We start from the raw sequence: 21,933 nt of genomic DNA, 5'->3' as shown, positions 1-21,933 counted from the left end.
AGCGAAAAGAGGCTACCCTTTGTAGGTATCATAAGACTCGCTAACAGAGGGTAAGCATGGGAAATAAAAGGGAACGCACCCTTACCAGGGGCATAAACCATGTAGGGCTAACCGTTCCGGACCTGCAGCAGGCAACTGAATTTTTTCAAAAGGCGCTGGACGCCAGGTTTGTTTATAATGGCCTCACAGAAAATGATCCCCCAAGAAAAGGGACTGATACTGAGAGACAGCTGGGTTTAAGCTCGGGCTCAATGATTATCAAACAAAGGCTACTAAGGATTGGTAATGGTCCAAACCTGGAGCTTTTTGAGATAGTAAGCCGGGAGCAGGAACAGCCAGTAAGACTGCAGGATATTGGCTGGAACCACATTTCACTCTACGTGGACGATATAGATTACGCGGTGGAAAGGGTAAAGGCAGCAGGAGGCAGATTTCTTTCAGAAATACACGGAAACTCGCGTCATGAAGATACTGAAGATAATGCCAGCGTATACTTCCATGCCCCATGGGGGAGCCTAGTAGAGCTGCAATCGATACCGAATGGTTATTATTACCCTGACGATAGCGAAGCAGATACATGGATACCTGAACCGTAAATGACATCGCAGGGTAGTGACACTTGAAAAAATCTCTAAAAAAGGTCGCTTAAGAGGCGGTTTTTTTTGCGTCAATGCTGCCCGATTTAACATAAGACTACTTGCAAGCAGGCTCTCCAACTGTCTGAGGCACATAAGCCGTGCCTGAACGTAAAACACCAAAAATAATGTGTATGAGTTTGCGCATTGCCGCACCGACGATAAGCATTCCGGGCTTTCCTGCAAGCCGGAGACGATGGCCGAATGCCCGGATATCTGGATTATGCCTCAGTGCAACAAGGGCGGGCATGTACATTGCGCTTCGCAGATATGCATTTCCTGTTTTTGACATTCTTGATCTGCCCCTCACCGAGCTGCCGGACTGATGGTGTCGTGGATTAAGTCCCAGAAAAGCCGCAACTTCCTTCGCCTTACTGAATTGTTTGTCTGCCATAAAAGATAAAATCACGGCACCTGTAACGCTTCCTATGCCCGGTATTGAATTTATCAATGCCTCCTGCTTTCTCAGCTCATCATTACTGCTGATATGTTTTTTAATTTCCTGCCGGATCATTTCGATTTCTTCTTTCAGATTACTGGAAATCCTCTAGAGCGAAGCCTGAATACTGGCATCGGCTTTATCAGCACGGTTAGATTCCATTCGCAGCATGCCTTTCAGCGCATGCATCCGGCGTACCAGAGCCTGTAAAATCCTGACCGGCTGCGGTACAGGCTGCCACTGCGCCGGAACAGTTGCCCTGCAGAAGCGTGCAATCAGCTTTGAATCACTCTTATCTGTTTTTGTACGGGATAGCTCAGCCAGACCGAAACCCTTTATGCGTAAGGGATTTACCACACTGACTTTTATTTTTTCCTCATACAGAAACGTAGCGAGAGCTGTCCCGTAATCACCGGTGGCTTCCATGCATGCGTGGATCTCTGAAAAGTCATCTTCACCGGACCATTTCAGAAGTGCTGTAAAACCCGCCACTGAATTGGCAAATGCCTTACACCGGTAGCTACCATTGCAAAGCAAAGCAGCATCAAACTTCTTACTGGCAATATCAATTCCGAGATAAACAGTCATGTCATATCCTCGTGTGGTCAGTACTGACCAACCTTGCAAAATTCAGGCTCACCGCATTGCGGGGCCGAAGATACCCTTCGGTCTGGACTGGGATAAGGACAGAGCGGCATCTATCTTATTTACGGGCCTGATAGCCTGAGGAAGTTGCCGGCCTGCTCTGCCCCGGGATAATGCACAGACAGACTCAAGTTACTCTGCCAGAAACACGATACAAGGAAGTTGCTGCGCGTCGCTATATTCCGCCATGCGGCGGGACAGGGCAGAAAACCCGGTCCGTGCGGACTGCGGCCGGTGCCGTGACTTCACTTTAGCCCGGCCGCTGCGTGTTCAAGAGATCGCTCCGCTCGCCATCCTTGTATGTTTAAAGCAGAACCGGGATGGGACTAAACTTATCCTGTGTTTTTACTGATGCTGCAGCACGATCAACATCCAGGGATTAACAAGCCCGCGGGTGAGCACTATGCGCAGCATCATTTTCAGCTATAGCCCGAACAATTGCCTGGTGCATCAAAAGCCCGTATCTGCAAGGCAGGGAGAACTGAAATGAGCGATAAGACAACTGTTGGTATTGATGTATCAAAGTTCGCTTTAGATGTCTTTATTGATATCAGCGAGCGACTGATATATCTGGAGAATTCCACCTCAGGCATCATGCAGCTGCTGAAGGAGCTGGAAGGTCTTCATATATCGGGGATTATCATGGAGGCTACAAGCCGGTATCACTCTCTTGCTGAATCAATGCTGATTTCAGCGGGTCTGCCTGTTGCTGTCATTAATCCGCGACAGATAAAGAATTTTGCCCGGGCAATCGGAAAGGTGGCAAAAAGCGATTCTATCGATGCCAGGATAATCTGCGAATATGGTCGTCGGATGAAACCGGAATTCAGACCTGCCAGGGACAAAGAGCTTCAGGATCTGGCACTGCTCCTTACGCGGCGGCGTCAGCTGGTACAGAATCGTGTCATGGAAGCTAACAGGCTGCAGGAAAAAAACGGGGTATATATTGAGACGGGGATTGCAGAGCACATCGCCTGGTTTAACTCACAGATTGATACTCTGGACCAGGAAATAAAATACCGGCTTAATCAGAATACTGCGCTAACTCCAAAACGAAAAATGCTTGAAAAGGTTAAGGGCATCGGGCCGGTAACTCAGGCTGCTATCCTCAGCCAGTTACCGGAACTGGGACATCTGAATCGCCGGCAGATTTCGGCGCTGGTTGGCGTATGCCCCTATGACAGAGACAGCGGGCAGCTTCGGGGTAAAAGGGCTATCTGGGGCGGCAGATCCGGTCTACGCGCAACACTGTATATGGCAATGCTTTCAGCGGTGCGGTATAACCCTCAAATTAAAGAATTCTATACATCACTCATTGCACGCGGGAAAGTAAAAAAAGTCGCAATTACAGCCTGTATCAGAAAATTCATAACGATACTCAATGCTATGTTCAGGGACCAAAAAGACTGGATATACAGCTGAAGGGATAATTTACGACTCTGGATGAAGCAGACGATATGTAACTCTGTTCAATCTGAACGAATAGAGGGTCGCTTTGTGCCAAAAACAGACTTAGCTCATATCGCGTTATGGTTAAATACCAGGTACTGATAGCATAAGTTTATGCATTCTGTGACTTCTGTCGACTAAATAACAATAGGTTGTGGTTTAAATCTGGATAGACTTACTAACGATAAAGTTACATTTTATCCAGTCTGCATATAAGTTGGCTTCGGCATAAGCGAGAGACCAGGATATCACCTGCTTTCGTGTGACTTTTTTAAAGTCTGCATGACAGTGGTTGTAGCCACTTTTAGTTTTCTTGCGGTATCTCTGACTCCTGCTCCGTTGATGGCCATGTCGACGATCTGCTCTTTAACGCCGGGTTTTCTGGCCTCGTAAGTATATGACATCTGGAAAACGCGTCCACATATCCTGCAGCGAAATCGTTCGTGTTCAGAAGAACTGTGACCATGCCGATAGACTTTATATGAATAACAACGAGGGCATTGAACCGAAACGTTAGTCAAACAAACCTCAATCATCTGAGTTTCAATAGAGAATTGTATCGATTGAAATAATGCCCTTTAACCAGATAGGGCCCGTATTTGTCCGCATTATAAAACTGCGTTTGCCATAAATATGACAGTGAAAAAAATATGTATTGCAGAAAAAATTTCAGATCAGATTCCTTCATAATTATCCTTATGGTTCATCACAAAGTCCTAAAGTGTCATGGGGGGCTGTCAGTACCAAAATTTTGTGCAGACACGTCTAAGTATCCGGGTCCCTGCTAGTCAACTCGCCCGTTTTTAGGGCGCAGCAAAAACAACACCAGCGAGCCCAGGCATGCAGTTGTCTGGATAACGCCAAGTGCGATAACTGCCGGTATAGATAAAACAGAACTAAGCCAGGTGGTGATGGCAGCGGTCGCCATTGTCAAAAATCCCAGCAATGAGGATGCGAGGCCTGCTTCTTTTCCTACAGGACCCATTGCGATAGCTGTGCCGAGCGGGTTACCCAGACCCATACCCCATAAAAAAGTGATCATAGAAAGGGTATACCATCCCAGCCCCGGATCCTGCGGGCCAATAAGCAGCAAAATGCTGCCAATAAGGGAAGTGAATATGCCAGCTGCAGCAATTTTCCCACCGCCGAAGCGATGTGCCAGTCGCGGGCCAGATATGCCTGCGGCAAAAACCACAAAGACTGTCGCGAAAAAGAACATCCCGGCCTGCATAGGCGACATTCCCATTCCATTCATGAGAATGGCGGGAGCCGCAGCAAAAGATGCAAATAAGCCACTCATCAGCAGGCTCACTGCGAGTGCAGGAAAGATAAAAGTTCCGCTCAGGGTGAGACTGATGTAGGCCTTAAGGACATCAGTGAAAGAACGACTGACTCTCCGGCTGGCAGGATGAGTTTCACCAAGCGTTCTGATATAGAAAATTCCTACTGTGAGTGCCATCAGGCTGACCAGAATAAAAATTGACCGCCAGCCCAGCGTGACAGTGATCAGGCTGCCCACAAGAGGAGAGAAACCCGGGGCTGTTGCCGTTGCAATCATTGTCAGAGAAAGCGCACGTGCCAGTTTTTCACCATCAAAAAGATCTCGGGATATCGCCCGGGCCAGAACGGAAGCGGCGCATACACCGGATGCCTGGACAATACGCCCGACCAGCATCATCTCAAGGGAATCTGAAAGGCCGCTGATAATGGTTCCGGTCAGGAAGATCGTGAGGCCGCCTGCGACAATTTTTACCCGTCCATAGCGATCGGATAACGGTCCGACAACAAGCTGCGCCAGCGCAAACGTTATAAAGAAGCATGACAGCGTCAGTCCAAGCTGACGTGCGGATACCCCAAACTGCATCCCGATAGCCGGAAAAGCGGGAAGAATAATATTTGTGGACAATGTGCTGATTGCGGACAGACCGGCAAGGATCCCGATTATTTTTCCGGTCAGTTTCCTGGATTCCGGTAGGCTTTCGTTAGGTTCAGTGACTGACCTTAACTTTTCTGGGTTCATATCGTTCTCTGTGGCGATAATTTAAAAATCTGCTGACTATCTGATGGCCTGACATTAACGCAGGAACTGCACCCGATATCGGGCACAGGACCTTAAGCTGAATATTAAATTGTGAACAAATTAATATGCTGACGTTAACTGAAGCCTGTATTCTTATTTTACTGGCTACCCGACACTCATTATTCAACATCAGAGCGTCGCAACACCTGAATAAATTTCTTACAGGCAGTCCTGATATTCATATTAAATGGCTTCCCAACGACGAAAAAGAACACTGGCATTCACGCCGCCAAATCCAAATCCGTTTGATAACGCATGCCGGATGGCAGAGTAACGTGCCTTTAATGCAACCAGGTCCAGACCATCACCCGCTTCATCGGGATTATGTAAATTCAGCGTCGGCGGAATCATCTGGTCCCGAAGAGCAAGTACGGTAAAAATGGCCTCAATACCGCCCGCCGCGCCCAGCAAATGCCCGGTAGCCGACTTGGTCGAACTGATGGCGACTTTACTGCCTTTACCAAACACAGCTCGGATCGCAGAAAGTTCACCTTTATCACCGACCATGGTTGAGGTGGCATGAGCATTAATGTGCTGTACATCATCAGCCCCCACTCCTGCCTGGGCTAACGCAAGCTCAATCGCTCTGCGGGCTCCGCTACCGTCTTCAGGTCCGGCCGTAAGATGCCATGCATCAGCGCTGGTGCCATATCCAACCAGTTCAGCCAGTGGCTTTGCGCCCCGGTTCAGAGCGTGCTCTAAAGACTCGATAACCAATATGCCAGCACCTTCGGCCATCACAAATCCGTCCCGCTGGGTGTCAAAGGGTTTCGACGCTTCGTCAGGTTTATCACCATTATTAGTGGAGAGAGCACGTGCTGCCGCAAAACATCCCAGAGTAACGCGATCTATTGCAGCTTCTGTACCTCCACAAACCGCAATATCGGCTTCGCCCGTTTTAATCAGCCTGGCCGCATCGCCGATGGCCTGCACACCTGCAGCACATGCCGTTATCGGCGCACCGATCGGTCCTCTGAAGCCATGCTTTATTGAGACATGCCCTGCTGCCATATTTGCAAGAAAAGAAGGTGCGGTGAAGGGTGATAAACGGCGTGGTCCGCGTGTATCGGACGTTCTGACTGCGTCGGCAATAGCACCGAATCCACCTACGCCGGAGGCAATCACTGTTGCCGTCCGCTCTTTCTCGTGTTCATTATCTGGTTGCCAGTCCGCCTGAGTGAGGGCTTCCTGAGCCGCAATGAGAGCAAACTCAATGAAGCGATCCATTTTTTTTCGCTCTTTGGCAGTAATATACCGCTCCGGCTCATAACCTGCGTCAGGGTCCTCTGTGAGTGAAGGCACCTGTCCGGCAACGGTGACGCCAGTACCCTCTCTGATATCAGGAGGAAGTACTGTTATTCCCGACCGGCCCTCAATAAGCCTGCGCCAGACGGTTTCCGTACCACACCCTAAGGGGCTGACAATACCGCAGCCGGTTATGACTATTCGTACGGAATTATTCTCATTCATTTTAAAAACCTCATGTTCTTTTTTGCATAGCGTCATGCCATTAACCGCAGGGGAACGTGTTCCCCTGCGGTTAATGGTTATTCTTCAGCTTTACCATCCGCGTATTTCTGATCTTCAGGACGTATCCTGAACCATATGGCATACATTGCAGGCAGGAAAACCAGGGTAACGATGGTGCCGGCAAATGTTCCACCTATCAGCGTATAAGCCAGTGTTCCCCAGAAAACAGAATGCGTAAGAGGGATAAAGGCCAGGATGGCGGCCATTGCCGTCAGTAATACGGGGCGGGCACGCTGAATTGTTGCTTCAACGACGGACTCAAAAGGTGTCAGCCCTTCATGCTCATTGTGATGGATCTGCCCTATCAGGATTAATGTGTTGCGCATCAGAATCCCCGACAGTGCGATGAGTCCGACAAGCGCATTTATCCCGAACGGCTGACTGAACAGCAGCAGCGTCGGTACAACGCCAATCAGCCCCAGTGGCGCAGTCAGAAACACCATCACCATCGCTGACATTGACCGAACCTGCAGAATGATGATCAGAAGCGTAATGGCAATCATGATCGGGAACAGCGGAGCCATTGCTTTAGTGGCTTTACCCGACTCCTCAATCGGTCCCCCCTGCTCAATGCGGTATCCGGCCGGAAGCTTAGCGATAACAGGCTGTAACTGTTTCAGGATTGCCGTGGAAACATCGGGCGGCTGCATGGTGTCTGAAATATCGCCACGTACGGTAATCGTCGGGGTACGGTCGCGGCGTCGCAGCACGGGATCTTCCATTCTGACTTCAACATCGCCAATCTGTGACAGTGGAACGCGCTGGCCTGACGACCCCACCAGTGTAAATCCGGCTATTCTTGCAGGATCGAGTCTGATATCGCCTGCTGCACGACCCATCACCTGTACGGAGCGGATGTCTTCACGAACGGACGTAACAGGTACGCCAGAGAGCAGGAACTGGAGTTGCTGCGCAACGGCATTAGAAGTCAGACCTACTGCCTGAAGACGATCCTGATTCAGCGAGAAGTGCAGCGTAGGCACGCGCTGTCCCCAGTCCGTGTTCACGGTCCTCATGTCTGGACTGGCCAGCATGACCGCCTCAACTTCGCCTGCAATCTCACGCAGTTTATCCGGATCAGGTCCCATTACCCGGTAAGCCACCGGATAAGGAGAATAAGGACCGAAGACCAGCTGCGTTGCGCGGATACGCGCTTCAGGAGCCAGTCCGCTGGCTGCGGCTTCACGTAGCCGTTGCTTGAGAATATCGCGGGCATCCTGACTATCGGTCAGAACCACAATCTTCGCAAATGACGGGTCGGGAAGCTCCGGTGCCATCGCCAGATAGAAGCGGGGTGAGCCCTGCCCGATGTAAGAGGTGACAATTTTTGCCTCTTTCTGCTTTTTCAGCCAGTCCTCAATTTTCGCCGTGGTCGCACTGGTCTGCTCAATTGAGGTGCCGTAAGGCATCTGAACCTCAATTAATACCTCGGGTCGATCTGATGTCGGGAAGAACTGCTTCTTAACCAGCCCCATGCCGAGAATGGCCATGGTAAAAACAATGATGACCGTTCCTGCGACAATCCATTTTCGTGCGACAACGCGGGCCAGTACCCGGCGAAAACGGTTGTAGCGCGGCGTATCGTAGATTGCGGCGTGTCCGCCGGACACCGTTTTGATCTCAGGCAGCATTTTCACACCCAGATAAGGTGTGAACACAACGGCCACAACCCATGAAGCGATCAGGGCGATACCCACAATCCAGAACATGTTACTGGTGTACTCACCAGCGGTAGACTGCGCAAAGCCATTTGGCATAAAGCCCACTACCGTTACCAGTGTTCCTGCCAGCATCGGGGCAGCAGTATGGCTCCACGCATAGGCTGAGGCTTTAATGCGGTCGTAGCCCTCCTCCATTTTTACGACCATCATCTCAATTGCAATGATGGCATCATCCACCAGAAGTCCCAGTGCCAGGATCAGTGACCCCAGGGTTATGCGATCGAAATTTTTACCTGATGCCTCCATGATGATGAAAACGACTGCCAGCGTCAGAGGAACGGCAGCGGCCACCACCACGCCCACACGCCAGCCCATGCTGACAAAGCAGACCACCATGACCACAAGCAGCGCAACGAAGAATTTGATCATAAATTCATCGACAGCAGAGCTGATGTTGACTGACTGGTCGGTGACTTTCGTCAGCGTCATGCCGAGCGGCATGGATGCGTTGATACTGGCCGCTTCCGCATCCAGTGATTTGCCCAGTTCAAGGCCATTCCACCCCTCCCGCATGATAATGCCCAGCAGAAGAGCCGGTTCACCCTGATTGCGTATCAGAAACGTGGCGGGATCCTCATATCCGCGTTCAACAGTGGCAATGTCCGACAGCAGGAGCGTTCTGCCATTAACAACGATGGGCGTTTTACGAATCTGCTCCAGTTTGTTAAAAGCGCCGTCAAGACGAATAAATACCTGGGGGCCCTGGGTATCAATTGAGCCCGCGGGCGTGAGGACATTCTGGCTATTCAGGGCTGAAAATATGTCCTGAGGCGAAACCCCCAGCGTGGCCAGCCTGTCATGGGAAAAGGAGATAAAGATGCGTTCGGTCTGCTCACCGATAATGTTGACCTTTTTTACGCCCGGCACGTGAAGAAGCCGCTGTCGCAGTGATTCTGCATCGCGCACCAGTAAACGCTGAGGCTCACCTTTAGCTTTCAGAGCAAAGAGGGAAAATGTGACGTCCGAAAACTCGTCATTGACCATAGGTCCGATGACACCTGCAGGCAGGCTTTTGGCCTCATCTCCCAGCTTTTTACGGGCCTGATAAAACTCCTCCTGCACCTGTGAGGGTGGCGTACTATCCTGCAGCGACAGCATAGTGAACGCCATTCCCGGGCGGGTATACGTCTCGCTGCGGTCATACCACTTGAGTTCCTGCATACGCTTTTCAAGCGGTTCAGCAACCTGATCCTGCATTTCCTGCGCCGTTGCTCCCGGCCACGCGGTGATGATTGTCATCTGTTTCACAGTAAAGGGCGGATCTTCTGCCCGGCCCAGTTCAAAAAAAGACAGGATGCCCGCAACCGTGATAAGGATGATCAGGAATAAGGTAATCGAACGCTCCCGAACAGCGAGCGCAGAGAGATTGAAACGGGCATTACTCATGCGGCTGGCCTCCGGCAATGCTGCCATCACCCTGCAGCGCAACGCGTACAGTTTCGCCGTCATGCAGCAGGTGAGCGCCAAGCGCAACCACTTCTTCACCGGCACTGATCCCACTTGAAACTTTTGCCATATCGTCACTCAGGCCCTCTACACGCACCGCCCGCCAGGAAACCCGGGCTGGCTGACCGGTAATAACCCAGACTCCCGGACCTTTTCCCTGGTCAGAGAGTGCGGCTATGGGTATCTGCATTACCTTACGTGAAGCCCTTCCATCAGCAATATGCAGCGTGACTGTGGCGCCCAGCGGTGCGTCAGCCAGCGCTCCCTCAAGCACATATCGGGCTTCAAAAGTGCGGGTCAGAGGATCGGCTGCATCGGAAAGTACGCGAAGTCGCGCACTGACGGACTGTTCATTATCGCCGTACAGCGTCGCTTCAGCCTGGCTTTCCGGTGCCGGCCTGAGCGTTTCAGGTAGCTGTACCATGGCTTCACGCTGGCCGGCCCTGGCTAACCTGATCACCGGCTGACCTGCGCTGACCACCTGACCCGGCTCAGCAAGCGTATCCATAACCACGCCATCAGCATCAGCGAGTAAGACAGCATAACTTTTTGCATTCTGTGCAACGTCAGCCTGCGCCTGCGCAGCGCTGAGGTCGGCTTTCGCCGTATCTGCAGCGGCCTTTATCTGATCATAAGCTGATGCTGAAACTGCGCCTGCAGAGACCAGGCCCCTGTAGCGTGCTTCGTCCTGAGAAGCCTGCCTGGCGCGGGCACGTGCAGCAGTAACAGCCTGCTGCTGAGCCTGTACCTGCAGGCTGAGATCAACAGGATCGAGACGCATCAGCGGCTGTCCTCGCCTGACCGTTTGCCCTGTATCAACAAGGCGTTCAAGAATTTTGCCCTGTACACGGAAACCAAGGTCACTCTGCGTACGTGCAACCACCACGCCGGTGAAGGAACGGTATGCATCGTCAGCCCCCGCCACGTTTACAGCCCTTACCAGAGGGGGCTGCGTACGCGGGTCATCAGTACCGGAATTATCGCCGCAGGCTACCAGGGCTAATGGGAAAAGGCAGACAGCTAAGTTGACAGGCTTGATCCTGAGCATGGGTTACCTGAATAAAAGAATAGGAAGGTAACCGCATTCTTATGCCTGTGACCACATTTGTCAATGGTCACAAAATCAGGGAGAAAGACTTCTTAGTATGAGGGCAGAAAGGAGAACGGCGGCTGAAGCAGCTGTCTCAAGGTTGTACTGCAACTGGACAGGACTGATGTAAGGTTTCATGAGGAGAAAAATAGCCTGCGTCGCTTCGTCAAGAGGGGTTTTTCGCTCAAACTCTCCCGCCTGTCGTCCTTCGACAATAATATTTTCAATGAGTTGTCGAATCCGCTCTTCATGTATTGCGGCGGATGGCCACTTATCCCTGGCAGCTACGGCGGCAATGTCATAAAGCCTGCGGTCGTGAAAGAACAGGTCGCTTCCGGACTCCGTCAGCGTTCTCAGCAGTTGCCTCATCTTTTCCGATGCCGTCGGCGCTTCTGCAACCGCAGAGTTAACAATCTTCATAATCATATCCAGACGATTGGCGCAGATGACTTCACCGATAGCCTGTTTTGAACCGAAGAATTTATATATATAGGCTTTTGAAAAACCTATTGATTTTGCCAGGTCTGAAACAGTGGTTTTCTCATAGCCAAAATGCCCAAAGTGCTCTGTCGCAGCTATGACCACCTGATCACGAATGGCGTGTTCAGAAGGTCCCCTTGCGGGGTGAGGAGTCGTGTGTGTATTCATATTTTCAGCTTAGCCTAAGAGCGGTTGATTGACAACGGGTGACCGTTTGGTAATGTAGTCACAATTCACATTTGTCTCAAGGACTGTTCATGTTCTCCTTACGTCCCTTTGCATTGATGTTAAGTGCTGGTTTACTGGCGGGCTGCGCCGTAGGACCGGATTATCATCGTCCGGATGCACCGCTTGCAGAACGCTACATGAATGAGTCAGCCGTTCTGCAGAGAAGCACTTCACATTCCGCCAGTTTTGCTGAGTGGTGGGAAGGATTTAATGATCCACTTTTAAGTCAGTTCGTGACAGAAGCACTGGCACAAAACCTCGATATTGCGCAGGCAGCCGCCCGAATGACGCAGTCAGGCGCCGGACTTGGAGCCGCTACAGCAGCGCTTTTGCCATCAGCAAATGTCAATGGTCAGGCGGGCAGGGCATATCAGTCAACCGAAACCCCGCTGGGCCAGGTCCTGAGTTCAACGCCGGACTTCAGTCGTTATGGCAATAGCTATGAAACCGATCTCAATGCCAGCTGGGAGATTGACCTTTTTGGTGGCCTGCGTCGCGGTCGCGAGGCTGCCCTGGCTGATTACCAGGCTTCTGAAGCGGGAGTGATCGCCACACGCCTCGCTGTTGCCGCTCAGACTGCTGATATCTATATCACCCTGCGTGGATTACAGACCCGGCTGGACATCGCTGAGAAACAGGTAAGAACGCAGCAGGATTTACTGGAAAAGGTGAAACTCCTTCAGATAAAAGGGCTGGCTCCCGGCTATCAGGTTCGTCAGACCGAAGGGGCTCTCGCACAGGTACAGGCAACCGTGCCGGTTCTTCGCACAGGTCTTGATAACGCAATGAATGCGTTAGACGTCATGCTCGGCACTCCCCCGGGTACTCATCGTAAAGCGTTATCCCTGCCGGGAGCCATTCCGCAGGCTCCGCAGATAACCGATACAGGAACGCCAGCTGATCTCTTACGCCGCAGACCGGACATTATCGTGGCAGAGCGTAATCTTGCGGCCTCAAATGCGCGTATCGGTGTCGCTGTGAGCGAGTATTATCCGAAGTTTTCCCTCGGCGCATTACTCGGCAGCGCAACATCGGTATCAAGCGGTAATCTTTTCTCAGGCGGTGCCAGCCAGGCTGCCGGTGTAGTGGGGCTGCGCTGGCGGCTCTTCGATTTTGGACGTATTAATGCTCAGATAAATCAGGCTAAAGGCCAGGAAGCTGAGGCCCTGGCAGCGTATCGGCTGTCGGTTTTGCGTGCGAGTGAGGACGTTGAAAATGCGTTCTCGTCACTGATTAACCGTGAAATGCAGACCGCCATTCTGACCAGCGGAGTAACCGCACTGTCCGGGGCGCGCCAGTCTTCTTTTATCGCATGGAAACAGGGTACGGCAAGCCTGATCGACGTCTTACACGATGATCAAAATCTTCTGCAGGCTTCAGACGCCAGAGCACAGGCTCAGACCGAGAGCGCGCGCGCAGCTGTCGCAGCTTTTCGGGCACTGGGCGGCGGCTGGCAGCCACCTGCGATTAACGCTGATGCCCGATAAGTTACTGGAAAATTAATCCGGCACTGTCCGCCTCGAATTATCACTAATAAGCACTGTTGTTTGTGGCCTGCGGCCCGGAGAGTGTATGAGCAGAGTAGGATTTATCGGCCTCGATGAGATGTCCGAAGGCATAATAATGGCGATTTTTAGTACCGTAACTGATACACAGGTTTTTCTGTATCCCTCCAGCTGCAGTCTCGTTCAAAAAGTAGCAAGAGTTTATCCCTGCTGGACGCTGGATGACTTTCAGTCAGTTTCAGAGGAATCAGAGATAATTTTTCTCAGCACGGCTTTCAACGATCTGACTCATGTATCTCAAAGCCTGAATCTTCATGGTATCCATACTGTAGTTTCGCTGAACCCGAACCTGTCCGTTCAGCAATTACGTCTTCTTTTTCCCCGCAGCAATTGCGTCAGGATGACGACAATTGCCCTCGAGGACAGCAGCAAAACTGTGACTGTTTATACTGACAACAACCAGCGGCTTCAGCAATTTCTTTGCAAGGCAGGATTGCCATTTATTGCAGTCAGCGAAAATCAATTTAATATCATACTTATGTTAGCCGTTCAGAATCGTGCGATATTTTAAGCAGTTACATCATTCGATAAACCCTCAGATAGCTGACTCTGCCATCACACAGATGAGGCTAACCGCTGTTATTAAAAATCAATTCTGGAGATATTCATATGAAAAATACAGATGCTGAGTGGGTACTCATTACCGGTGCCTCCGGAGGGTTTGGTGAAGAATTTGCACGCCAGTTTGCCGCTCAGGGAAGGTCGCTGATTCTTGTAGCAAGAAGACGCAACAAAATGGAATCACTGGCGCAGGAGGTACGTGATAAGTACAAAACTGACGTTATTGTAGAGCAGGTTGATCTTGCCAACATTGACGCAGTCAGTGATCTTCACCTGCGTCTCAAGGCGCAGAATATTCATGTTGAAACACTGATAAATAATGCAGGTTACGGGCTACAGGGGCGTTTTCTCGACCATTCTCTGTCTGATTCGCTGAATATGATAAATCTTGATGTCGCCAGTCTGACTGCGGTTACCCGACTTTTTGCAGAAGATATGAAGAGAGCAGGAAAAGGGCGAATTCTCATGGTTGCAAGCCTGCTGTCTTATCAGGGTGTTAAGAATTTCGCCGTCTATTCAGCAGCAAAAGCTTACGTGCTGAGATTTTCGGATGCTCTTCACCGCGAACTCAAATCTGATGGTATTACCGTTACAGCTCTGTGTCCGGGCATGTCTGACACAGGTTTTGCTGAAGCAGCACAGCAAAAGCTGACCCCCATGTTGAAAAGCGTCATGATGAAGCCGGCACCTGTTGTTAAAGCCGGAATTCATGCTTTGCAGGCCGGAAAGATCAGCATTGTTCCGGGGATAGGTAATAAGGCAATTACCTTTTTTACCTGGGCGACCCCCCGACGACTCCATCAGGCAGTTATGTCATATGTAATGGGTGTGTAGAATGTCTAAATCAGGAATGCATTCCTGATCCCCCATGTAAATTAATTAATTCTTTCAGTATATTAGCAGGAAATTTAAGAGATTCAGGAATGTGTTATACGTTTAATCTGAATGTCCGCTTTTTGCTCAAAGCGGACGTTTAGCTCATTCAGCTTGTCCGCTTTGTGCCAGAAGCGGACATTAACTACTGGCTTACATATTTAAAATTTAAACTGCGCGGGTGTAGTGCCAAACCCCCTGCGAAACAACGCAATAAAGGCACTCACATTGTCATACCCAAGCTCCAGTGCAACTGTCGTCACTTGCTTACCCGTACCAGGAGTTCAAGAGCCTTGAGTAACCATATGCGCTGTCGCCATTCATCAAAGCTAAAACCGGTTTCAGAACTGAATCCCTGGGAAGCCAGGTGAAAACCGGCTGGCTTTATGTATCATTCTGACCATGAAAGTCACTATATCAGAAGGGAATTCAGTCGGTTACTGTTGAGTTATCGTATAAAGCTAAGCATGAGTCGACGTGGGAAATGCCGGGACAACGGCCCAATGGAACGATTTTTCACAGCCTGAAATCAGAATGGGTACCGAACTGTGGATACGGAAATTTAGCAAAGCAAATAGATCCATAACGAATTACATCATTGGTTATTACAGCCAGCTCAGACCCCACCAATATAACGGTGGCTTAACACCCAATGAATCAGAACGATTGTTCTGGAAAACTCTAAAATTGTGGCCAGTTTTTTGTTGACCACTTCATAGTAACCCTCAGCCGGAATTAATATGCTCCTTGCAGTAACGTTTTTTCCAGGCGGCAGGTGTCAATCCTGTATGTTTACGGAAGATTTTCCGGAAGTAGCTTGTATCACTGAAACCACACTGCACAGCCACCTCATTCAGTGAACGGGCGTCGCTGATAAGCAGCTTCTCCGCCGCCATCACGCGCTGCCGGTGCAGGGCTTTCGTCAGCGTCAGGTTAAAGACCCGTCGATAGACACGCCCCAGATAATCTGCGTTACAGTGCAGCTCGCGTGCAAGCAGAGACGTAGAAAGCGGCAAATGGTACTGCGTTCGGATAATCTGCTGCGCCTTGTACGCCAGGGCCACACCGGCGCTGTCATCATCTTGATCCTGAAAGCCTGCGGCACTAACTTGCTGCAAAATAAGCAGTAAAATACATTCCAGGGCGATACTGCGATGATTGTTCTCCTGCTCGCTGAGAAACTGCCGAAACAGTGAAATGATGTACTGTGGATCGCTCATTCGGGTGTGCTGGCGAAGCGTTAGCAGCGTCTGGCGCAACGCAGAGACATTCAGCGTTTCCAGCCACTCAAAATGCAGCCAGTAAAATTTCAGATCGGCGGGAAATTTTCCTTCGCCAACATGACGACGACCCGGTTTTAGCAACAAACTTTCTCCTGCTGATACGGTAAACAGCTCATCCTCCTCACGGATTTGCAACTGACCGCGTTCGATAAAAATCAGCTCCCAGGAGGTCAGTTTACGTGCCGGATGACTCCCCACGCCACGTGAAATGAATAACCCTCCATTCTGGACCCGAATCGGAAATGCTATGGATAATTCGAGCATGAACATTCACTTTTCGCTTTTTCTTTCATTATAACTCCCATTTCACATTGATTATTAACCAGAATTCATCATTTCCCGCTCGCGATCACATTTTGGCAATAAGGTCGGAATTGTCATCTTTTTATACTTTTCCCTTCTCTTGCTGCCCCGGCGGTTCCGGGCAGAATGAATCATGTAGTCTGCAATCCCAACAAAAAGCCCGGCACGCTGCGGGTCTTGCACTCTGACCGACGTAAGGAGTTCTCGATGACTTCTGCCCCAATTACACAAACCGATATTATCCGTCAGACTGCCAGCAAAAAGCTGCCGCTGCGGGAGAAAATCGGCTACGGCTTAGGTGATGCTGGCGGTACGGTAATCACCTGCCTGATCATGAATTTTTTGACTTTTTTCTATACTGATGTTTTTGGCCTGACGCCCGCGCTGGTCGGCACGATGTTTATCGTCCTGCGCGTGTTTGACGCTGTTTCCGATCCGGTGATGGGCGTTATAGCCGACCGCACTCAAAGCCGCTGGGGGCGCTTTCGCCCCTGGCAGCTGTGGATTGCAGTGCCGATTGGCGTGATTGGCTTCCTGACCTTCACTGTGCCTGACGTCAGCATGAATATGAAAATCGTATGGGCATTCGCCACCTATCTTCTGCTGTCCGTCAGCTACACCGCCATCAACGTACCGTACTGCGCGCTGATCAACACCATGACGACGCGCCACTCAGAAGTGCTCGGCTGTCAGTCCTGGCGTTTTGTCCTGTGCGGTGTGGCGGGTTTTTTAGTTTCCGTCGGGCTGCCGTGGCTGGTTTCAACGCTTGGGAAAGGCGATACGGCATATGGTTATCAGATGGGCGTCGGCATTCTGTGTGGCATCGCAGTGGCGATGTTCCTGTGTTGCTTCTTCTGGGTGCGCGAGCGGGTACCGCTGGATGCGATGGGCAGGTTTAGCCTGCGCGAACACCTGACAGGGTTGCGCCAGAATGATCAGATGTTGCTGATGCTGTTGATGTCTTTCCTGCTGATTAACGTGTTTAATATTCGTGGCGGCGGCTACATGTACTTCATCACCTATGTGTTAAAAGGCAGTAACGCGTACATCTCGCTATTTTTTACCATGGTGACCCTGGCCTCCATTCTCGGCTCCGTACTGGTTAACCCGCTGTCGAAACGCGTCGATACTGTCAAACTATACTATGCCACCAATATTGTGCTGGCGGCCATGGCTGTAATGATGTGGTTCCTGCCGACGGGGCCGGCATGGCAAACACTCTGGCTGGCCGTGATCTTCGGCAACGGTGTGATTCTGGGTTTCACCCTGCCGCTGCATTTTGGCTTGATGGCCTTTGCGGATGACTACGGCGAATGGAAAACCGGTGTGCGCTCTTCCGGCATGAACTTCGCCTTCAATCTGTTCTGCATCAAGCTCGCGTGGGCCTCCAGTGCCGGCATTATCAGCCTCGTATTTATTTTTGTCGCCTACCAGCCAGGTGCAGGCAATCAAACTGCGGCATCGCTGAGCGGTATGACCTCCATGGAGACCCTCTTCCCTGCCCTGTTCCACCTGCTGCTGGCCTTCACTATTCGCGCCTGCAAGCTCAATAATCCGATGATGTCGCGCATCAGTACTGACCTGCGCGCTCGCCATGTTCAGTCTTAAGGAGAACACCATGTCTGTGATGGAAGTCGATCTGCATAAGCTCAAAATCAGCGATCCGTTCCTGAGCAAGTATCAGCAACTCGTTCGCGATGTCGTGATACCGTATCAGTGGGACGCGCTTAATGATCGCATTGCGGAAGCGGAGCCCAGTCATGCCATCGAAAACTTCCGTATTGCCGCCGGATTACAGCAGGGCGAGTTTTACGGTATGGTTTTCCAGGACAGCGATGTGGCGAAATGGCTGGAGGCCGTGGCGTGGTCGCTTTGCCAGAAGCCAGATGCCGGGCTTGAGAAAACCGCAGACGAAGTGATTGAACTGGTCGCCGCCGCGCAGTGTGATGACGGTTATCTCAACACCTATTTCACCGTAAAAGCACCGCTGGATCGCTGGACCAATCTTGCCGAATGCCACGAACTTTACTGCGCCGGGCATATGATTGAAGCGGGTGTGGCGTTCTTTCAGGCCACAAATAAACGCCGACTGCTCGACGTGGTGTGCAAGCTTGCCGATCACATCGACACGGTTTTCGGTCCCGGCCAAAACCAGCTGCACGGCTACCCGGGGCACCCGGAAATCGAGCTGGCGTTAATGCGTCTCTACGACGTTACACAGGAACCCCGTTATCAGGCACTGGTAAAATACTTCGTTGAGCAACGGGGAACGCAGCCACATTTCTACGACATTGAATACGAAAAGCGCGGAAAAACGTCATACTGGAATACTTACGGCCCGGCGTGGATGGTAAAAGACAAACCTTACAGCCAGGCACATCAACCTATTGCCGAACAGCAAACGGCGACTGGCCATGCAGTGCGTTTTGTCTATCTGATGACGGGCGTAGCGCATCTGGCGCGCCTGAACCGGGATGAAGGTAAACGTCAGGACTGTCTGCGTCTGTGGAATAATATGACCCAGCGCCAGCTCTATATCACTGGCGGCATCGGTTCCCAGAGCAGTGGAGAAGCATTCAGCAGCGACTACGATTTGCCAAACGACAGCGTGTATGCAGAAAGCTGCGCTTCGATTGGCCTAATGATGTTCGCCCGCCGAATGCTGGAAATGGAAGCCGACAGTCAGTATGCCGACGTGATGGAGCGTGCACTGTATAACACAGTGTTAGGCGGTATGGCGCTGGACGGCAAACATTTCTTCTACGTGAACCCGCTGGAAGTCCACCCAAAAACTCTGCCATTCAACCACATTTACGATCATGTAAAACCTGTGCGTCAGCGCTGGTTTGGCTGTGCCTGCTGCCCACCTAATATCGCGCGCGTGCTGACGTCTTTAGGTCATTACATCTACACGCCACGCGAAGATGCGCTTTACGTCAATTTGTACGTCGGCAACAGCGTTGAAGTGACGGTAGGTGAGGACACGCTGCGTTTGCGCATCAGCGGCAACTTCCCGTGGCAGGAGAAAATCACCTTAGCCATTGATTCACTGATACCAGTACAACACACGCTGGCGCTACGTCTGCCCGACTGGTGTGACGCACCACAGATCAGTATTAATGGTATAGAAGTGAAGAAAGATATCCGCAAAGGCTATCTGCATATTAAACGCACATGGCAAGAAGGCGATATCATAGAGCTCACTCTGCCCATGCCTGTACGCCGCGTTTATGGTAACCCGCTGGTGCGCCACGTTTCAGGCAAAGTAGCACTGCAACGTGGACCACTGGTCTATTGTCTGGAGCAGGCCGATAACGGTGAAGATCTCCATAACCTTTGGCTGCCAGAAAATGCTACGTTCAATGCTTTCGAAGGCAAGGGCCCGTTTGCTCATAAGATACTGATTCAGGCCGAAGGCATCCGCCAAAGCGCAGAAAAGCCCGAACAACAATCGTTATGGCATTACGACCGCTCGCCTTCATCCGCACAATCGCAAACACTGACCTTTATTCCATGGTTTAGCTGGGCTAATCGTGGCGAAGGGGAAATGCGTATTTGGGTGAATGAAAAGTAATTCTTTTATTTTTAATTAATAGGTGTCTTATATCAAGAAAATTTGTTCTGCTCCCCATTCATTAATCTGTGACTATATTATCAAAATCTTCGTCTACTGCAGAACAATTACGAACGTCTGCTTTTCGCTCATAGCGGACGTTCATCACCTGCAGCCACTGCGCGACTTCTAAATTCCTTTCCAAGTTGACATCAAACACAACTGCTCACCCGTTCCCCGCCGTGCGCGGGACATTCAGTCCGCTCCGGCGGCGCCCCTGCGGGCTTCTCTTTGCGCCCGGCTGCTGTGTCGGCACGGCGCAGGTGAGGCCGTGCAACCATTGACTGAGGAGAGAATCATGCCGAACTAGTGTGCAAACAGACTGCGGGTGACCGGCCTGGCAGAGAACGTAAGCCATATGCGGGCGCTTATGAAGGGCAATGTGCGGCCACTGTATACGCAGGCAGAAGCGGAGGGGATTCAATTGTTCCTGGCGGGCTGCGCCGGTCTGCTGCGTTCGGTGACGGACGAAACGTATGCACCTTTTCCGGCACTGACGGCGGTGGGAAAGGGTGAAGACACGCCGGAGAACCGTGCCTTTACACAGTGGCTCGCGCAGCTGCGTGATGGTGCAGAACTGACGGACAAAACCTGTGACCGGCTGCACGAACTCTGGCTGGCCACCGGACTCCGCAGCCGCACGTGGGATGCGCTGGGTGAGGAGGCAAAGGCGGTGATAGTTAGCTTGTGGAAGCGGAAGCATTTTGACTGGTCAGGCGTGAGCGGGGGCAGTGTGATCGAATTCTGGAGCCGCACGTGCGATAGCGATGTCACTGCAGAGGATTCGGCTGAGTTTGACATGCGCCTCCCGCTCGCTTGCGCTGCGGCCTGCGGTGTCGCTCCTGAACACTCCGCTTTCCGCCGGGCTGTCATTCAGTCACGGCACAGGCCGGAACTTTAACCCCCTCTGACTGCGGAGATGTCTGATGAACACACAACCCCACGTTTTACAGCCGGCGTCTGTTCTGGCCGATTTTGTCAGCCTGCGTTTTCTGCCTTCCCTGTTTGGTCACGATTATGCGCAGGCCGAAAACAACGTGTACCTCTATGCCAGCCGCTACCTGGCGAACTATGACGGCACGGTCTGGGACTTCGTACAGCTGCCGGGCGGCGGCGGTTACATGAAGCAGGAAGGTGAAGAACGCTACATGTACTCCAATCCGTACCACTGGATAGAGCTGGAAATCAGCGCCGACGCAGCGGGGATCATTATCACGGCGCTGGTTCTTAACCATCGCAGCTGGCTGTACGACCGCCACGACGACGAAGAACTGAGTGCGCATTTCTGCCAGCGCCACCGCCAGCTGATGGAGTGTGTGAAAACACATCCCGAAGCCACCGCCATTTTTTGTGCCCTGAACTCATAAATCACGGGGCGGCATGGCCGCCCCTCTCAAGAGGAAAAAACCATGTACGGAACCGTTAATGAACTCTGCGTCCGATTATTACAGCGTTACAAATCTGACGAGCTTATGTCGCTGATTATCTGGACAAAAGAGGACGTGCTGGCCGTTCTCGACGACGAAAGCGTAACGGAAGAAACCGCCGCTAATATCGTGCAGCAAATCAGCGGGCTGGACGCATAGCACGATTATGGCGTGAGTCTGGAAACACTCCAGGCCGTGCTGGAAAACATCCGCGAGGAGGAAAAGCAGGCCCGCGTGGTGACCGTGCCCACCGCCGCGCTTGAGACGGCGATCAGGGTGGCGTGGGACTTCATGCGGCTTGAGGATGCGCAGAACGGAGAAGGGGCATCTGCCCGCCGCTTCCCGGCGGAAACGGCGGCGCTCTTTCGGATCAGCGCGCTGCTGAGAGAGCAGAGCGGCAAATAAACATATATCTGACAGCATGGGGCGGCAGGGCCGCCCCGGTAAGGAGAGAATCATGTACGGAACCGCAAGCCAGCTGTGTAACGACCTGAAAATTCAGTTTGAGGGCGACAAGAAGATCACGCTGATTATCTGGCGTAAAGAAGACGTGATACGGGTTATG

Annotated in this window: 18 protein-coding genes and 4 pseudogenes; 12 read left to right on the top strand and 10 right to left on the bottom strand. The window is 51.5% G+C overall.

Annotated features, from left to right (window positions below):
• The first annotated feature begins 56 nt into the window (after positions 1 to 56).
• Positions 57 to 596, top strand: coding sequence for a VOC family protein (locus AC1V0D_RS21160; protein WP_482908026.1), 540 nt, complete (start codon positions 57 to 59; stop codon positions 594 to 596).
• Positions 597 to 693: 97 nt separating this feature from the next.
• On the opposite strand, the gene AC1V0D_RS21155 is transcribed toward AC1V0D_RS21160, so the two are convergent.
• Together AC1V0D_RS21155 and AC1V0D_RS21150 are read right to left on the bottom strand one after the other, a co-directional pair.
• Positions 694 to 1,149, bottom strand: a complete 456-nt coding sequence (locus AC1V0D_RS21155) for a transposase (RefSeq protein WP_482908025.1) — start codon at positions 1,147 to 1,149, stop codon at positions 694 to 696.
• Between the two features lie 33 nt (positions 1,150 to 1,182).
• A complete protein-coding gene (locus AC1V0D_RS21150; protein WP_482908024.1) occupies positions 1,183 to 1,662 on the bottom strand; it encodes an IS110 family transposase in 480 nt (159 codons plus the stop codon).
• A 543-nt stretch (positions 1,663 to 2,205) separates the two neighbouring features.
• Here AC1V0D_RS21150 and AC1V0D_RS21145 point away from each other — a divergent pair.
• Positions 2,206 to 3,141 carry an IS110 family RNA-guided transposase gene (locus AC1V0D_RS21145; protein ID WP_482908023.1) on the top strand — a complete coding sequence of 312 codons (936 nt, stop codon included), beginning with the start codon at positions 2,206 to 2,208 and terminating at the stop codon, positions 3,139 to 3,141.
• Between the two features lie 293 nt (positions 3,142 to 3,434).
• Here the strand turns inward: AC1V0D_RS21145 and AC1V0D_RS21140 are convergent.
• The 6 genes and pseudogenes from AC1V0D_RS21140 to AC1V0D_RS21115 all read right to left on the bottom strand — a co-directional run.
• Positions 3,435 to 3,689: pseudogene (locus AC1V0D_RS21140) on the bottom strand (IS1-like element transposase); the annotation flags it as partial.
• 263 nt (positions 3,690 to 3,952) lie between these two features.
• On the bottom strand, positions 3,953 to 5,188 hold the full coding sequence (locus tag AC1V0D_RS21135; protein WP_482908022.1) for a multidrug effflux MFS transporter: 1,236 nt from the start codon (positions 5,186 to 5,188) through the stop codon (positions 3,953 to 3,955).
• A 243-nt stretch (positions 5,189 to 5,431) separates the two neighbouring features.
• Positions 5,432 to 6,754: a beta-ketoacyl-ACP synthase II gene (gene fabF, locus AC1V0D_RS21130; RefSeq protein WP_482908021.1), complete on the bottom strand. Its 1,323-nt coding sequence runs from the start codon at positions 6,752 to 6,754 to the stop codon at positions 5,432 to 5,434.
• Between the two features lie 41 nt (positions 6,755 to 6,795).
• On the bottom strand, positions 6,796 to 9,885 hold the full coding sequence (locus AC1V0D_RS21125) for an efflux RND transporter permease subunit (RefSeq protein WP_482908020.1): 3,090 nt from the start codon (positions 9,883 to 9,885) through the stop codon (positions 6,796 to 6,798).
• Positions 9,878 to 10,993, bottom strand: coding sequence for an efflux RND transporter periplasmic adaptor subunit (locus AC1V0D_RS21120; protein WP_482908019.1), 1,116 nt, complete (start codon positions 10,991 to 10,993; stop codon positions 9,878 to 9,880). Before AC1V0D_RS21120 ends, AC1V0D_RS21125 begins: the two co-directional genes overlap by 8 nt.
• 75 nt (positions 10,994 to 11,068) lie before the next feature.
• The gene (locus tag AC1V0D_RS21115) at positions 11,069 to 11,683 is read right to left on the bottom strand and encodes a TetR/AcrR family transcriptional regulator (RefSeq protein ID WP_482908018.1); all 615 of its coding nucleotides are present in this window, start codon (positions 11,681 to 11,683) and stop codon (positions 11,069 to 11,071) included.
• Positions 11,684 to 11,772: 89 nt separating this feature from the next.
• On the opposite strand from AC1V0D_RS21115, the gene AC1V0D_RS21110 reads away from it, so the two are divergent.
• The 3 genes from AC1V0D_RS21110 to AC1V0D_RS21100 all read left to right on the top strand — a co-directional run bounded on the left by AC1V0D_RS21110 (position 11,773) and on the right by AC1V0D_RS21100 (position 14,703).
• Positions 11,773 to 13,230 (top strand): efflux transporter outer membrane subunit, encoded by a 1,458-nt coding sequence (locus AC1V0D_RS21110; RefSeq protein WP_482908017.1) that lies wholly within the window; start codon positions 11,773 to 11,775, stop codon positions 13,228 to 13,230.
• Positions 13,231 to 13,315: 85 nt separating this feature from the next.
• On the top strand, positions 13,316 to 13,819 hold the full coding sequence (locus AC1V0D_RS21105; RefSeq protein ID WP_482908016.1) for a hypothetical protein: 504 nt from the start codon (positions 13,316 to 13,318) through the stop codon (positions 13,817 to 13,819).
• A gap of 98 nt (positions 13,820 to 13,917) precedes the next feature.
• Positions 13,918 to 14,703: an SDR family NAD(P)-dependent oxidoreductase gene (locus tag AC1V0D_RS21100; RefSeq protein WP_482908015.1), complete on the top strand. Its 786-nt coding sequence runs from the start codon at positions 13,918 to 13,920 to the stop codon at positions 14,701 to 14,703.
• A gap of 200 nt (positions 14,704 to 14,903) precedes the next feature.
• Here AC1V0D_RS21100 and AC1V0D_RS21095 read toward each other — a convergent pair.
• Positions 14,904 to 15,094 (bottom strand): annotated as a pseudogene (locus AC1V0D_RS21095) (helix-turn-helix domain-containing protein); the annotation flags it as partial.
• Between the two features lie 19 nt (positions 15,095 to 15,113).
• Between AC1V0D_RS21095 and AC1V0D_RS21090 the strand changes: the two are divergent.
• A pseudogene (locus AC1V0D_RS21090) lies at positions 15,114 to 15,461 on the top strand (integrase core domain-containing protein); the annotation flags it as partial.
• Between the two features lie 6 nt (positions 15,462 to 15,467).
• Here the strand turns inward: AC1V0D_RS21090 and AC1V0D_RS21085 are convergent.
• Positions 15,468 to 16,289 (bottom strand): helix-turn-helix domain-containing protein, encoded by an 822-nt coding sequence (locus AC1V0D_RS21085; RefSeq protein ID WP_482908014.1) that lies wholly within the window; start codon positions 16,287 to 16,289, stop codon positions 15,468 to 15,470.
• Positions 16,290 to 16,535: 246 nt separating this feature from the next.
• Between AC1V0D_RS21085 and AC1V0D_RS21080 the strand changes: the two genes are divergently transcribed.
• From AC1V0D_RS21080 to AC1V0D_RS21055, 6 genes and pseudogenes are all read left to right on the top strand, one after another.
• Positions 16,536 to 17,936 (top strand): MFS transporter, encoded by a 1,401-nt coding sequence (locus AC1V0D_RS21080; protein ID WP_482908013.1) that lies wholly within the window; start codon positions 16,536 to 16,538, stop codon positions 17,934 to 17,936.
• A gap of 10 nt (positions 17,937 to 17,946) precedes the next feature.
• A complete protein-coding gene (locus AC1V0D_RS21075; RefSeq protein WP_482908012.1) occupies positions 17,947 to 19,902 on the top strand; it encodes a glycoside hydrolase family 127 protein in 1,956 nt (651 codons plus the stop codon).
• 397 nt (positions 19,903 to 20,299) lie between these two features.
• Positions 20,300 to 20,755: pseudogene (locus tag AC1V0D_RS21070) on the top strand (DUF1281 domain-containing protein); the annotation flags it as partial.
• A 112-nt stretch (positions 20,756 to 20,867) separates the two neighbouring features.
• The gene (locus AC1V0D_RS21065; RefSeq protein ID WP_482908011.1) at positions 20,868 to 21,308 is read left to right on the top strand and encodes an antirestriction protein; all 441 of its coding nucleotides are present in this window, start codon (positions 20,868 to 20,870) and stop codon (positions 21,306 to 21,308) included.
• A gap of 42 nt (positions 21,309 to 21,350) precedes the next feature.
• Complete coding sequence (locus AC1V0D_RS21060) at positions 21,351 to 21,527, top strand: hypothetical protein (protein WP_482908010.1); 177 nt, start codon at positions 21,351 to 21,353, stop codon at positions 21,525 to 21,527.
• 12 nt (positions 21,528 to 21,539) lie between these two features.
• Positions 21,540 to 21,773, top strand: a complete 234-nt coding sequence (locus AC1V0D_RS21055; RefSeq protein ID WP_482908009.1) for a hypothetical protein — start codon at positions 21,540 to 21,542, stop codon at positions 21,771 to 21,773.
• The last annotated feature ends 160 nt before the right edge of the window (positions 21,774 to 21,933 follow it).

This window comes from Pantoea sp. PA1 (assembly GCF_056856975.1).
The sequence above is the reverse complement of the archived record's forward strand: the minus strand, read 5'-3'. Positions and strand labels throughout refer to the sequence as shown.